General features: G+C 59.8%; 13 protein-coding genes. 7 read left to right on the top strand and 6 right to left on the bottom strand.

What is annotated here, in order from left to right; all coding sequences use genetic code 11:
• Positions 1-363: 363 nt before the first annotated feature.
• Complete coding sequence (locus AC3WLT_RS34215; protein WP_492596037.1) at positions 364-606, top strand: hypothetical protein; 243 nt, start codon at positions 364-366, stop codon at positions 604-606.
• Between the two features lie 332 nt (positions 607-938).
• Here AC3WLT_RS34215 and AC3WLT_RS34220 read toward each other — a convergent pair whose 3' ends face one another.
• Positions 939-1,745 carry an IclR family transcriptional regulator gene (locus tag AC3WLT_RS34220; protein ID WP_429345031.1) on the bottom strand — a complete coding sequence of 269 codons (807 nt, stop codon included), beginning with the start codon at positions 1,743-1,745 and terminating at the stop codon, positions 939-941.
• 86 nt (positions 1,746-1,831) lie between these two features.
• Here AC3WLT_RS34220 and AC3WLT_RS34225 point away from each other — a divergent pair, with 86 nt between their 5' ends.
• From AC3WLT_RS34225 to AC3WLT_RS34245, 5 genes are all read left to right on the top strand, one after another.
• Entirely contained in the window at positions 1,832-3,265 is a 1,434-nt protein-coding gene (locus AC3WLT_RS34225; protein WP_492596038.1) for an MFS transporter, read from the top strand.
• 119 nt (positions 3,266-3,384) lie between these two features.
• On the top strand, positions 3,385-3,837 hold the full coding sequence (locus tag AC3WLT_RS34230) for a cupin domain-containing protein (protein WP_492596039.1): 453 nt from the start codon (positions 3,385-3,387) through the stop codon (positions 3,835-3,837).
• Between the two features lie 132 nt (positions 3,838-3,969).
• Positions 3,970-4,806: a shikimate dehydrogenase family protein gene (locus tag AC3WLT_RS34235; RefSeq protein ID WP_492596040.1), complete on the top strand. Its 837-nt coding sequence runs from the start codon at positions 3,970-3,972 to the stop codon at positions 4,804-4,806.
• Positions 4,807-4,930: 124 nt separating this feature from the next.
• Positions 4,931-5,950, top strand: a complete 1,020-nt coding sequence (locus AC3WLT_RS34240; protein WP_492596041.1) for a Gfo/Idh/MocA family protein — start codon at positions 4,931-4,933, stop codon at positions 5,948-5,950.
• 23 nt (positions 5,951-5,973) lie between these two features.
• The gene (locus tag AC3WLT_RS34245) at positions 5,974-7,002 is read left to right on the top strand and encodes an alpha/beta fold hydrolase (RefSeq protein WP_492596042.1); all 1,029 of its coding nucleotides are present in this window, start codon (positions 5,974-5,976) and stop codon (positions 7,000-7,002) included.
• 333 nt (positions 7,003-7,335) lie between these two features.
• Here AC3WLT_RS34245 and AC3WLT_RS34250 read toward each other — a convergent pair whose 3' ends face one another.
• The 5 genes from AC3WLT_RS34250 to AC3WLT_RS34270 form a co-directional block, all read right to left on the bottom strand.
• On the bottom strand, positions 7,336-8,907 hold the full coding sequence (locus tag AC3WLT_RS34250; RefSeq protein WP_492596043.1) for a UxaA family hydrolase: 1,572 nt from the start codon (positions 8,905-8,907) through the stop codon (positions 7,336-7,338).
• Positions 8,908-9,007: 100 nt separating this feature from the next.
• On the bottom strand, positions 9,008-9,703 hold the full coding sequence (locus tag AC3WLT_RS34255) for a hypothetical protein (protein WP_429345024.1): 696 nt from the start codon (positions 9,701-9,703) through the stop codon (positions 9,008-9,010).
• Between the two features lie 29 nt (positions 9,704-9,732).
• Positions 9,733-10,626 carry a fumarylacetoacetate hydrolase family protein gene (locus AC3WLT_RS34260; protein WP_429345023.1) on the bottom strand — a complete coding sequence of 298 codons (894 nt, stop codon included), beginning with the start codon at positions 10,624-10,626 and terminating at the stop codon, positions 9,733-9,735.
• Positions 10,627-10,638: 12 nt separating this feature from the next.
• Positions 10,639-11,448: a 2-keto-4-pentenoate hydratase gene (locus AC3WLT_RS34265; protein ID WP_429345022.1), complete on the bottom strand. Its 810-nt coding sequence runs from the start codon at positions 11,446-11,448 to the stop codon at positions 10,639-10,641.
• Entirely contained in the window at positions 11,445-12,176 is a 732-nt protein-coding gene (locus AC3WLT_RS34270) for an IclR family transcriptional regulator (RefSeq protein ID WP_492596044.1), read from the bottom strand. Before AC3WLT_RS34270 ends, AC3WLT_RS34265 begins: the two co-directional genes overlap by 4 nt.
• A 164-nt stretch (positions 12,177-12,340) precedes the next feature.
• On the opposite strand from AC3WLT_RS34270, the gene AC3WLT_RS34275 reads away from it, so the two are divergent.
• A complete protein-coding gene (locus AC3WLT_RS34275) occupies positions 12,341-13,774 on the top strand; it encodes an MFS transporter (protein ID WP_429345020.1) in 1,434 nt (477 codons plus the stop codon).
• Positions 13,775-13,787: the final 13 nt, after the last annotated feature.

The following is a 13,787-nucleotide window of genomic DNA, read 5'->3' on the forward strand; positions in this document are numbered from 1 at the left end:
CGTCGAGGCATTGCCACCTGCGATCTCCTCGCCGAAGACCGGTCATTGAGCGTGATCGGACGAGACTTTGGATACCGAGTTGGATGGTGACCTCGACCGACCGCTTGTGGCCGCTTGTCGCCTCGCAGGGCTGAAAACCGCGGGCTTCGGGTCCATACAGCAGCTCCTCGATTTAACGCGAATATTTATTGGGGACAGCCCGCAAAGCCGCATGCGACCGGGAGCGTTCCAACCGGAAATTTGCGCCGAACTCAAGGTGACCCCGATACGACGCCTTTCGCGCGCTGCGCAAGGCATCCGCGAAGTTGGGAGGCATCTGGCCGCGACAGAGCGTCGATGAGCGCGTCAACGAGGTGGCCTGAGATGCCGAATCCAGTTCATGCTTCTCAGCGAGTGGCCTTGTGGCATGAAAAGGCAGCAAGCATTCTCGTCGCAGCGGGTCGTCAAGGCACGCAGGTGGAGCGCCTGCCCGTCGAGCTGCGGCCTTCAACGATTGACGAGGGCTTCGCAATTCAGCGAAAGGTGGGTGATGTCCTTGGGCGCGAAGCCGGTGCATGGAAATGCGCGCTGGCGACGGCGGGTAAGGTCATCGCCGCGCCGATCTAAGCGAATCTGATCTACCGCAGCGTCGAATGCAGCTTCAGCGTCAGCTCGGTGCAGTCTACCGTGAAGGCAGGGCCCGAACTCGCCTGTTTTTATGAAACGCGACCTGCCGCCTCGAAGGTACGGATACAGCCAAGCCGAGGTGCTCGATGCTTTAGGTGACGGGCATCCCGTGCTGAACTGCTCGGGAGTCGTTACTCGCAACCGGCGTCCCTGACGGCTGCGCCAAGCGAATCCGAATAGTGCACAAACTTGCGTGTTTGCTCGCCAAGTCCACTGCCACCAAGCGTCCTTGTGTCCCCCGCTTTCGGAAAAACAGGCGGTTTCTGACATGCTCAGGCCGTGTCATTGACATGCCCATCGACGCTTTCGCGCGGCCAGACCGCTCCCAACTGCGCGGATGCTTCCTGCAAAAGCGTGTAGAAGGCGTCGTAACGCTCCGGCGGGATTCGTAAGACCGGTCCAGCAATGCTAATTGTCCCGACAACCGCCCCGCCGATCAGCGAACGCACGGTCACGGCCATCGCGACGACGCCTGGCTCCGCCTCCTCGACGACGAGACCATAGCCGCGCTGCCTCGTCAGTTCGAGCTCCGGTATCAATTGGTCGACACTAGTGATCGCCTTCGGTGTTCCCGCGCCGTTGGGCTTGCCGAGTCCTCCACGCAATGCGTACCCGATTGCTTCGTCGTTTGACATTGCCGCCAACCACGCCTTTCCGACTGATGTCGCATGCAATGTGATGGGACTATGCATGGACGGCGAATACATGAGACCCGGTGCCGCGCCCTGAGACGCAGCGAGCCACGCGAGCGTCCCTTCATTGACCACCGTCAGCCGAACTAGCTCATGGCACTGGGCGGCGACCTCGTCGAGGATCGGCTGCACCAGGCCCGGCAGACCAAGCCCATGCAGGTACCGCTGACCGAGCAAAGAAAGTTTTAAGGTCAAACGGTATTGGGAAGTCTGTTCGTCTTGTTCAGCCCACCCCTGCTCGCACAACTGCGCAAGCACTCGATGGGCCGGACCTTTTTCCAGCTCAAGTTGAGCTGCGATGTCGGACATTCGCATCCAGCGCGCTTCGCGCGCCAGCAACTCGATGGCTTGAAGCGAACGATCAACTGCTCCCTTGACAACTCTCATAATTTAGGTAATATGATTCTTATTGGAACGTTGTTACAACAATAAAGAATGCGCACCGAAAAGTCAATCCAAGACGGAGACAAGTCATGAGTGGAAGCACCCAGATTGAGGCCCATCGTCAGCGCCAGTCGAAGATAGCCGCGGCCAGCGGCTGGATTGGCTCAGCACTTGAGTACTACGACTTCTTCATTTATGCGACCGCAGCGTCGTTGCTTTTCCCGCAGCTCTTCTTCCCTTCTCAGAACCCAACAGTAGCTATCATCGCATCCCTGGCGACTTTCGGTGTCGGCTATGTTGCCCGGCCCATAGGCGCTATGGTGCTCGGCCACGTCGGCGACCGACACGGCCGGAAGACGGTGCTGATTTTCTGCATGTGTTTAATGGGTTTTTCGACGATGGGCGTGGGACTCCTGCCCACGTATCAGCAGGTCGGCATCTGGGCTCCGTTGCTGCTCGTCATCCTCCGGCTCATTCAGGGATTCGCGGTCGCGGGAGAGGTCTCCGGCGCCAGTTCCATGATCCTTGAGCATGCACCGTTCGGCCGACGTGGCTACTTCGCGAGCTTTACCCTACAAGGGGTACAAGCCGGGCAACTCCTGGCGGCAGCGGTCTTCTTGCCGTTGGCGCATTTCTTACCGAAAGATCAATTTGCTTCCTGGGGATGGCGCATTCCGTTCCTCCTCAGCTTTGTCGTCATCATCATGGGGTACATCATTCGCCGCCAGGTTGACGAAACTCCCGCTTTTCGCGAGGAGCAGGCTCACGGCGAGGTGCCTTCCTCACCGGTTGTCGAGGTCCTGCGACAGAGTTGGGACGATGTCTTACGCGTCGTCTGCATGGCGCTCGTTGCGGTCATCGCGCTTCTTGCTACGGTGTTCGGCGCCGCGTATGCAGTCCAGCCGGCCTACGGTATCGGCTTTCCTGTTGGCGTCTTTCTTTGGATTCCGGTTCTCGGAAACATCTGCTCGGTCATACTGATTCCCTTCGTCGGTAATCTCTCTGACAAAATCGGCCGCAGGCCGCCAGTTCTTGCCGGCGTGCTCAGCGCCGGGTTGCTCTCTTTTGGTTACCTGTACGCCATCAGCATCCATAATCTCTGGCTCACCATAATTCTTTCGGTGCTGATGTGGGGCATCGCCTACCAAGGCTTCAACGGGGTGTTCCCGAGCCTTTTCCCAGAACTATTTCGCACGCGCGTGCGCGTGACGGGGATGGCCATCGGACAAAACGTTGGGACGACGCTTGCGGCACTGACGCCCACACTCTTTGTAGCCGTCGCGCCCCCCGGCACCGCCAACATTCCGCTGAAGATCGGCTTTCTAACGTTCGGCATCTGTCTTATCGCCGCGTTCGCTGCATTCACTACGCGAGAGACATACCGGATCCGCCTTAACGATCTCGGCGACCGCGGTGCGGTGCCCGTCCCTAAAGCGGAGTACGAGCGCTTGCGCCGCGAAGCGATGGCCGGAAGAACCAGAACTGCCGATGCGCAGGATCTCGCAAAACAGCTTCGCTCGTAGGCTTTTACGACGGCTGTATTCGTTGCGACCACCGTGTTGGCGCAACTCAGCACGAGCCAAGCCGAAGCGACGCGACGCGACGCTTGCGAACACATTGACGCTATACAGAGGGTATGCACATGCACAACGAAGACACCCCCCGTTACGACGGCCCACGCGAGCTCGCGCAATCTCTGAGCGCATTTGCGCGCATCACCGCGGCCGAGGCGCCCTGGAACCAGGAAGGCCTGCGTGCCGATTCTGAGTACCGCGACCTCGGACTCGCCGCGGTGACTAACGGTCGCATCGGCGCGAAGCACATTCGTGCGCTGAAACCGTTCACCGATCCTACTGGCTGGCACTGGCACGACATGACCGGGCACTACCTGTACGTGCTCCGCGGATTTGTGACGTTCCGTTTCGCCGGTGTAGAGGGTGACGTGACGCTCAAGGCTGGAGAGGGCATGTCCCAGCCCGCCGGCGTGCCGCACAACGTCATGGGGCGCTCCGACGACCTGGAGGTCATCGAGATCAACGAGCCCGCCCACTACGGGACCTGGGATCTTGACGTGCCGCCGGCGCCATGGAAGTGACGGGCATTACACCGGTTCGTAATCAAAGTGGCTTGGTCTGAAAACGAATGATCCATCCCGCCCTCAGTAAGCCCAATTTCCGAGCAGTCAGATAAGACTGCGCCAACAGTCAACATCGAAGGCCACGCAGCAATGGATCCACATATCACAGGAAAAACGCGACTTTATGGGTTAGTGGGCGATCCACTGACGGCCGCCAAGTCGCCACAGTTATTGAACCAGCTTTTTACTGAACAGCGCGTGGACGCCGTTTGCGTTCCGTTCTGGGTCAACGCGGCAAATCTGTCGGCCTTCGTCAGCGGTGCGCGAGCGATGGGCAATCTGTCCGGCATGCTGGTCACCATGCCTCATAAACAACGAATGCTCGCGCTTGTCGACGAACTTGATCCGACTGCTCGTCAGGTCGGGGCGCTCAACGTCATTCGCTGCGAATCAGATGGACGCTGGGTCGGCGCGATATTCGACGGCGTCGGCTGCGTTCTTGGTATGCAGTGGGAAGACAACCATCCGGCGAATAAGTCCGTGCTTCTCGTTGGCGCCGGAGGCGCCGGTAGCGCCATCGCATTTGCGGTCGCGGCTGCAGGCGCTAGCAAGCTAACCATATCTGATGTCGATGAGGACCGGGCTGGCGACCTTGCGGCATCCGTGGCAGCCGAAACAGGATGCGACGCTCATTCGGGGCCACCCGACCCGCAAGGATTCGAGGTCGTGATCAATGCCACGCCGCTCGGCATGAGAGCGAACGATGCCATGCCGGTCGATCCGGAGCGGCTAGCGCCCGGCGCCATCGTCGTCGACATCATCAATGCGGCCGAGCCAACGCCGCTTCGCCGCGCCGCGCAAGCGCGCGGTTGCCGCACCCAAGACGGCGGCCCGATGCATCAGGGGCAGGCTTTCTATGCACTCAGGTTTCTGGGCTTCGATTACCGCCCCAATGGACGATCAGCGCCAGACGACGGCCCGCGATAAGCGCCGAGCAGGAATGCCTGAAGGTAGAGTCAAAACATATAGGGAAAAGCGCCCGAAACCGGTAGTCGCCACCAATTCGATTTCGAAGCATGAAGTGATTGAAAATTTTTAAAGGAGAATGCGTATGAGAGTCGCCTTGCTGGAGGTCAGCCATTGGCATGTCCCGCTCTATCTTGATGCGCTGGAGGCGCCGGGGATTGAAGTGGTCGCCGTGTCGGATGCAGAGCATGTCAAGGGAGAAGCTATTGCCGCACGCTTCGGAAGCAAGTTGTATTCGTCGGCCTATGAACTGCTAGAGCGCGAGGAAGTCGATTTCGCATTTGTGTTCGGGCGGCATTCCGAAATGCCGGCGCTCGCTGAGGCCGTGATCGCAAAAAACATTCCGTTCGCGCTGGAGAAACCGTGTGGCACCAACATGTCGCAGGTCACCCGGCTTCGTGCACTGACCGAGGAAGCCAATCTTTATTGCGCAGTACCGTTGATCTTTCGAATGAGCGAATTGCTGAGCTCACTCGAAGATGCCGAGGGGCGCATACCGTCGGATTTCAATTACATGTCCTTCCGTTTCATCGTGGGACCACCCAGTCGGTACGAAGCGGCAGGCGCCGGCTGGGCGCTCGATCCCGAGTATTCCGGAGGCGGATCGACGATCAACGTCGCTACTCATTTCATCGACTTGTTCAGATTGCTCACTGGCAAGGAGATCGCCCGAGTCTCCGCGACAATGAACTCAAGAACGCATCGAGGCGCCGTTGAGGACTATTCCCTGCTGACCATGCAGACCGAAGACGGCGTGATCGGCCTGGTGGAAACGGGATACAGCTTTCCCAGTACCGCCGACGAGCAGCGCGAATTCTCGTTCACTGTGGCATCCGATCGTATGTACGCGAAATCCGGCCCGGACCGAATCGAGATACGCGACAGAAACAATCTTTCCGCAGGCACGCGAAGCCGCCGCCTCCAGCTTGAAACTGACATCTACTACCCCTTGTTCGTCAAGCGGGTACTCGCCGAGTGCCGTACTGGCGCAAGGCCAATCGCGTCATTGCGCGATGCAGAGCTGATGATGCAGGTCATGGATGCGGCCTACGCATCGGCCAGGCAAGGGGGTGCGCTTCAAACTCTCGAGCCGATTCCCAAGTGACGGATTGCCCGGATCGCAAGCTCATGCTGCAAACAAGTCATTGCAACGCGGGCAACTACCCTTCGCCGAAGGAAGGGGATTGGATCGCGCGCGATTTCCGCTTCAACACCGGCGAGGTGATGCCGGAGTTGAGGCTACACTACCGTACCATCGGCGAGCCGTCCGGTGACCCGGTCCTGGTCCTGCACGGCACGACGGGCACTGGTGCCAGTATGCTGACACCTGATTTCGCGGGAGAGCTGTTCGGTCCCGGACAGCCGCTCGATGCCGACAAGTATTTCATCATCCTTCCGGACGCGATCGGAGCCGGTGGATCGTCCAGGCCGTCCGACGGACTGCGCACACGATTTCCGGCTTACAACTATGACGACATGGTGCTCGCGCAGCATAGGCTACTGACCGAGCACCTTCGAATTCGGCACCTGCGCCTGCTGATCGGTAACTCGATGGGCGGCATGCACGCATGGATCTGGGGTGTGCGGTATCCGGACTTTATGGATGCGCTCGTGCCAATGGCGTCGCAACCGACGGAGATGTCCGGTCGCAACTGGATGCTGCGCCGCATGCTCATCGAGATGGTCCGAAACGACCCGGAGTACCGGGACGGTAATTACACCGGCCAGCCCAGTGCCTTGCGCTTTTACAACGCCTTTTTTGCACTGGCCACTAACGGTGGGACGCTTGCCTGCCAGAAGGCGGCGCCGACGATCGACCTGGCCGACAAGTACGTCGACGCAAGGTTGGCTCAGCCGTTCACATTGGATGCCAACGACTTTCTATATCAATGGGGTGCTTCGCGCGGCTACAATCCGGCATCCGGCCTGAAAGACATTAAGGCGGCGGTCCTGGCCATTAACGCTGCCGACGACGAACGCTATCCGCCGGAGACCGGCCTGATGGAGCGTGCGATGCAACTTATTCCCAACGGATGGCTACATCTTATTCCTGCGAGCGAGGACACGTGCGGCCACGGCACCAATGGGCTGGCTCGCTTCTACAAGCGTGAGTTGCACGAACTGCTACAAACGACGCCGCGCAGAATCGGTGAGTGACGCCCTTATGGGCTTACAGATCACCGCGCCTGCTCCGAGACGTCTTTCTCTCCCGTATTGAACGCAGGCAGTCTAAAAAAGACGGTTGCCGCTATGACACTCTCCACGTGGCATCGACCGTCTCCGAATGGCCGAACCCGCACGACGGCCATTGCACCAAACAGACCCGATGCAGACGGTTATACCTCCGGGTGCCCGGCGGCAGATGTGCGATGCGGAGCAGCCTTTCAGTCGCGCTTACTTGCTTACACCCACCGGTCCAGGCAAACACAGCGCGGGGAAGTCACTGTCTCCTTAGCAGCATTGCGAGGCTCGAATGATATGAATGTGCACTCACATGATTGCGCTAATTTGCCAAGGTACGAATTCGTTCTGTCCGTAACCATGCAGCTCACTGCGAGTACGGTTCCCCGAAGCGACATCTAGCAGCAATTCGAAAAGCACTCCGCCCAGTTGCTCGATCGTCGTGCTCCCTTCCAACACCTCCCCGCAGTTCAGATCCATATCGTCGGACTGTCGTTGCCAAAGTGCTGTGTTCGTCGCAAGTTTGACGGACGGCGCGGGGGCGCAGCCGTATGCTGAACCACGTCCCGTCGTGAAACAGATCAGATTCGCACCGCCGGCTACCTGGCCGGTAGCCGACACCGGGTCATAGCCGGGCGTGTCCATAAAAACAAGGCCGCGTGCCGTGACCGGCTGGGCGTACTCGTACACTTCGACCAGATTGGTAGAGCCGGCTTTCGCGATGCCTCCCAGCGATTTTTCAAGGACGGTTGTCAAGCCACCTGCCTTGTTGCCCGCAGACGGATTGTTGTTGATTTGCGCCCCTTGCCGCTGCGCATAGGCCTCCCACCACTTGATGCGATCAACCAGCTTCTGACCCACCTCGGGCGTTTCGGCGCGGCGCGTCAGTAAGTGCTCCGCGCCATAGATTTCGGGCGTCTCCGAGAGAATCGCGGTGCCGCCGTGCTGCACCAGCAGATCAACCGCCGCGCCGAGCACCGGATTGGCGGTAATGCCGGAATACCCGTCCGATCCCCCGCATTGAAGACCGACCGTGAGATGGCTTGCGCTGACCGGCTGCCGCCTCACGTTGTTTGCTTCCGGCAACATGCGGCGAACCAGTTCGATACCCTTCGCGATCGTCAGTGTGGTCCCACCGCTGTCCTGGATCGTGAACGTTCGCAAGCGGTCGTGTTCCCGGAGTCCCTGCGTCTCAAGAAGTCGCGGGATCTGATTTGTTTCACAACCGAGACCGATGACCAGCACGCTTGCGAAGTTCGGGTGGCATGCATAGCCTCCAAGCGTGCGCTGCAGGATCGCCAGACCATCGCCTTCAGAGTCGATCGCGCAACCCGAACCGTGTGTGAGTGCCACGACGCCATCGACGTTCGGGAACGCGGCCAGTTCATCTGGATGAATGTCGCGGCGAAAATGATCAGCAATGGCCCGCGCAACCGTAGCCGAGCAATTTACCGAGGTGAGGATCCCGATGTAGTTGCGTGTGGCAACTCTGCCGTCTGCGCGGACAACGCCCTGGAATGTCGCGGGCCCGTTCGAGCGCACAGTCTGACGCGCGGCCTGCCCGAATGCGTAGTCACGCGCAAAGTCGCCCATAGCGAGGTTGTGGGTGTGTACATGCTGCCCCGCGCGAATCGGCTGACTTGCAAAGCCGATTACCTGGCCGTACCGGTGCACCGCCTCACCCTGACCGATGTCACGTGTCGCCACTTTGTGTCCGGGTGGAATCAGTCCCGACACCGTCACTGCTTCCTTGTCGAGCACCGTGCCGGACACAAGCTGTTCGAGCGCGATAACAACATCGTCCACAGGATTGAGCCTTATGATACGAGCCGACATCGAGGCGGTGGATGGCTCGGGCGTGTCGGCGATATTCAACGACATGGCACTACTCCTACGTTTCTCAGGGTGAGGGCCGGTCGCGCGTGGCCACGTGGGATTCGCGCGAAGGGCCGTGAAGCGGTGATCGACGACGCTTAACCGCTTAGCCAGCGCTCCAGGGTGTTTTGCAGCGCGTGTACTCAAGTTGATAGAGCGTCGTGTCCGGTGCCGTCGCGCCAGCCTCAGGCAATGCCGCAAGTCCCGAAACAAAACGGCCCACCGCTGAACGGACATAGTCTGCCCGGCACCCTTCGACTAACACGATCCATGTGGGTACCTGCGTGCCCTCTGAACGCGCCTTCTTTTCCGCCGTTTCCACTTTGCTGATTGCTTCGTCTGCAAGGCACAGGTGCACGCCCGTGATCCCTGGCAGATCCGCGAGGGGCGGCAGCACGCGCTGACGCAAACCCTTCACGACGTCTGCACGTGCATCCGAAGGCACGTCGAAGCGCACAGTCACAAGATAGGCACCTTGCCCAACGCCGTCCGAGTAGGCGACGTGACAGATTGAGCGCGCGACGCTCCGGAAAGAGGCGACAACCTGCCTGGTCCACGGCGTCGGCGTATTCAGCCGGGTAACGTAGTCTTGCGCGCCAAGCACCTCAACGGTGTCGGCCTCGTACAGATTGAAGTACTCGGGACCTGCGTCCAGTGCTATGAAGCGCCGACCGCGCCTGAACCCGGGGATGCCGGCGCGTTCCGGCATGTGCTCGCGGTTATGCCACTCGTAGAATTCATCTTTCGCTTCCGGCAGCAGGTCGTGCCAGATTGCGACTACGCCCGTTCCAGCAAGGCTCATATCTCCTCCCGTTGACAAATCGGATCGTCTTAAAGTGCCGATGGATACTCGCCGCGGCCCCAGGCTGCGCCAAGAATGTTCACGTACTGCACAACCTTTTGTGTCTGCTCGCCGAGTCCGCTGCCGCCGAGCGTCATGGTGTCGCCTGCTTTGAGAAAGACTGGCGGTTTCTGACCGAGGCCTACGCCAGGAGGCGTGCCCGTAATAATCACGTCGCCCGCCATTAAAGGCATGAAGCGGCTGAGATACGCCACGATGTGCGCGACGTTGAAAATCATCGTGCGTGTGTTGCCCGTCTGACGACGCGTACCGTTCACGTCCAGCCAAAGGTCGAGCACCTGCGGATCGGGAACTTCGTCGCGTGTTAGCAGCCACGGACCAAGCGGAGCGAACGAGAATCCGCTTTTACCCTTGGTCCACTGGCCTTCGCGTTCGAGCTGATACGCGCGTTCGGAAACATCATTCGCAAGGCAGTACCCCGCCACATGGTCTAGCGCGTCTGCTTCGTCGATCTGCCAGGCGGGTTTGCCGATCACCACGCCGAGTTCGACCTCCCAATCCAGCTTTTGCGCGTCTGCGGGCAAGACGACCGGATCGTTCGGGCCGCTGATGGAGCCCGTATGCTTGTTAAACACGACCGGTTCCCGTGGGATCGGCGTGTCGGTTTCAGCAGCATGATCGGAGTAGTTCAGGCCAATGCACACGAGATTACGGACATTGCCGACACAGGCGCCGAGACGCGTGCCCGTTTCAACGACTGGCAGACGATCTAAATCGAGTTCCCTCAGTTTTGCAAGGGCGACTGGCGAGACAGTCGTCCCATCAATGTCATCCACGATGCCGGTCAGATCGCGGATCGCGCCGCTCGAATCGATGATACCGGGGTGCTCTTGACCAGGCTGGCCAAAACGGACGAGACGCATCTAGTACTCCTATCAGGACAAAAAAGTAATCGGCAATGTGCCGAGGTCGCCGAAGCCGATACGCAAATCACGACCAACAGGCAACTCCAGAACGCCCGCGTAAGACCCGGTGATCACAGCCTGGCCGGCATGCAGCCCGAGGCCGCGGACGCGAAGGAAATTGGCGAGCCACACAATCGGCGCGAGCGCGCCCCGGTCAGGGTGGCGTCCCGCACACATGACTGCTTCTTCGCCGACGCTGGCTAGGCTGACCTCGAATTCGACGGGGAGATCGGCCGGCGTCGCGCCCTCGATCGAATTAACGCGGGGTCCGATGACAAGGCCTGCATTGAACAGGCCGTCTGCCAGTAGTTCAGGGAACGTCAGCGTTTCGGGATGCGAATAACGACTGCCTAGCAATTCAAGCGCGAGGTGCGTGTGCCCAAGAGCGCCGAGCACTTCAGCCTCGCTATAGACGTCGCGCCGTGGGGGAAGGTCGCGGTTCAGCAGACAGGCCAGTTCCGGTTCCGCCCGCACAACGGCACGCGGAGGCCCACTCATGCGACATACACCGCCTCGATGGATATCAGCGTCATAGATCGGCGCGGCGATGACTTTGCCTTGCTGCGGAAGCGCGCATTTCCATGCGGCGATCCGCCCACCTAGCTGATGGCTGACCTCCTGCTGGATTGCAAAGCCGTCGCGCACATTCGCAGGCAACAGTTCGACAGGCAGCCGCTCGACGAGCTCGCCTTTTTGGCGCGCTGTCACAAGAATGCGTGCTGCCTCTTCTCGCGGACTGGCGATAGCCTCGGCGGCCTGTGTTGCTGCTGGCGCGTTCATGCCGCCTCACTTACGTTGCCACCCGCGCTTTCACGCGGCCATACCGCATCTAGCTTCGAAGCTCCTTCTTTCAATAGCGCGTAGAAGTCGTCGTAACGCTCGGGCCGAACTCGCATCACCGGTCCAGCAGCGCTCATCGTGCCGACCACCGTACCGTCGGTCAGCGACCGCACAGGCACCGCCAACGCGGCCACGCCTGGTTCGGCCTCTTCCACAACAAGCCCATAGCCGCGCTGTCTGGTCAGATCCAACTCGGGAATCAACTGCTCGATGCCGGTAATTGCCCTGGGCCCGCATAAGCTGGCGACAGCTTTTCCGAGTCCACCACGCAATGCACATTCGAGCGCCCGGTCATTTGACATTGACGCTAGCCATACCTTCCCGTTCGCCGTTGCATGCACGGTAATAGGGCTATCCATGGACGGCGAATACATGAGACCCGGTGCCTCGCCTTGGGAGGACGCCAGCCAACCAAACGTCGAGTCCCATACGACGATTAGGCGAACCAGTTCCCGGCACTGCGCCGCCACCGCATCGAGGATCGGCTGCACCAGCGCCGGCAAGCCGAGCCCACGCAAGTACCGCTGACCGAGCACGGAAAGCTTCAAAGTCAGACGGTATCGTGATGTGTGTTTGTCCTGTCCAGCCCAGCCCTGCTCGCGCGGCTGCGCAGGCACTCGACGGGGCAGGCCGTTCTCAAATTCGAGTTCAGCGCCGAAGTCAGGCATGCGTATCCAGCCTGCTTCACATGCGAGCAACTCGATGATTTGCAGTGAACGGTCAACTGCGCCCTTGACAACTCTCATAGCGTTGGTAACATTGTTCTTGATGGAACGTTGTTACAACAATAAAGAACGCGAACGGAAAAGTCAATCGAAGACGGAGACAAGTTATGAATCGAAGCACCCCGGCTGAGCCGAATCGCCTGCGCCAATCGAAAACAGCCGCGGCCAGCGGCTGGATTGGATCAGCACTTGAGTACTACGACTTCCTCATTTACGCGACCGCAGCGTCATTGGTCTTTCCGCAACTTTTCTTCCCCTCTGGCAATCCGACGGTCGCGATCATCGCATCACTGGCGACTTTCGGTGTTGGCTATGTCGCCCGTCCGGTAGGCGCTATGGTGCTCGGCCACGTCGGCGATCGGCACGGTCGAAAGACGGTGTTGATTTTCTGCATGTTCCTGATGGGCATTTCGACGATGTGCGTGGGACTTTTACCCACGTATCGGCAGGTCGGCATCTGGGCTCCGGTGCTGCTCGTCATTCTCCGGCTCGTTCAAGGGTTCGCCGTTGCAGGAGAGCTCTCCGGTGCCAGTTCCATGATTCTTGAACATGCACCGTTTGGTCGGCGCGGCTACTTTGCAAGCTTCACCATCCAAGGGTCTCAGGCTGGGCAGCTTCTGGCGTTCGGGGTCTTCCTGCCCCTCGCGCATTTCATGCCGAAGGACCAGTTCGCTTCCTGGGGATGGCGGATTCCGTTCCTGTTCAGCGTTGTCGTTATCATTGTCGGTTACATCATCCGCCGCCAGGTTCAGGAAACCCCCACTTTTGCCCAGGAGCGAGCTCAGGGTCAGGTTCCCGCCTCACCGGTCGCCGAAGTCCTGCGGCAGAATTGGGGCGATGTTTTGCGCGTCGTCTGCATGGCGCTCACCGCCGTCGTCGTGTTTCTCGCTACGGTGTTCGGCACTGCGTACGCGGTACAGCCGGCGTACGGTATCGGCTTTCCTGCCGGCGTCTATCTCTGGATTCCGGTTCTCGGTAACGTCTGTTCGGTCATACTGATTCCTTTCGTCGGCAGTCTCTCAGACAGGATTGGCCGCAGGCCGCCAGTACTTGTCGGCGTCTTGAGCGCCGGCCTGCTTTCCTTCGGCTTCCTCTACGCGATCAGCATTCACAGCCTCTGGCTCTCGCTGATTTTTTCCACGCTCATGTGGGGCATCGCCTACCAAGGCTTCAACGGTGTGTTCCCGAGCCTGTTCCCAGAACTCTTCCGACCGCGGGTGCGCGTGACGGGAATGGCCATCGGACAGAATGTCGGGACGACCTTATCGGCCTTGATCCCCGCACTTTTCGTCGCAGTCGCGCCCCCTGGGTCCACCAACATCCCATTGAAGATCGGTTTTCTGACATTCGGCATTTGTCTGGTCGCCGCGTTCGCCGCGTTCACCACTCGGGAAACGTACCGTATCCGCCTTGACGAGCTCGGCGACCGCAACGCTATTCCCGTACCAACGGCCGAATATGAACGCCTGCGCAGTGAATCGTTGGTCGCGACGAGCAAGAATGCCGCTGAATCCGGGTTTGTCCACAACGTGCGATCTTAAGCCGTCGCCGGCC

The organism is Paraburkholderia sp. FW306-2-2C-D06C, assembly GCF_058781505.1.